At 71.7% G+C, this 321-nt stretch carries 1 protein-coding gene; it reads left to right on the top strand.

Translation table 11 applies throughout. From position 1 onward, the window contains the following. On the top strand, positions 1–321 hold a 321-nt coding region (locus tag QWY28_RS23375; RefSeq protein WP_500690675.1), incomplete at both ends, for a ferredoxin reductase domain-containing protein.

Raw genomic sequence — 321 nt, 5'->3', positions numbered from 1 at the left:
CCTGGCCGCCACCCTCGAGGCCGAGCCCGCCGGTCGGGCCACCCTGGTCTACGGCAACCGCACGAGCGCGTCGACGATGTTCCGCGACGACCTCGACGCCATGGTCGAGACGTTCGAGGGTCGGCTCACGGTGCACCACGTGCTGTCACGAGAGCCCACGGCCGCCCTGGTCGGCCGGGTCGGTGTCGACCTGGTCGACGACCTCGTCCCGCACGAGGTGGACACCTGGTTCCTGTGCGGTCCCGAGCAGCTGGTGCACGACCTGCGCGAGACCCTGGGCTCGCGCGGGGAGCACGTCCTCGCGGAGGTCTTCCACACCGA

This window comes from Nocardioides oceani, from assembly GCF_030412965.1.
Taxonomy (GTDB): domain Bacteria; phylum Actinomycetota; class Actinomycetes; order Propionibacteriales; family Nocardioidaceae; genus Nocardioides; species Nocardioides oceani.
This window is presented reverse-complemented; position numbering and strand designations above follow the sequence as displayed.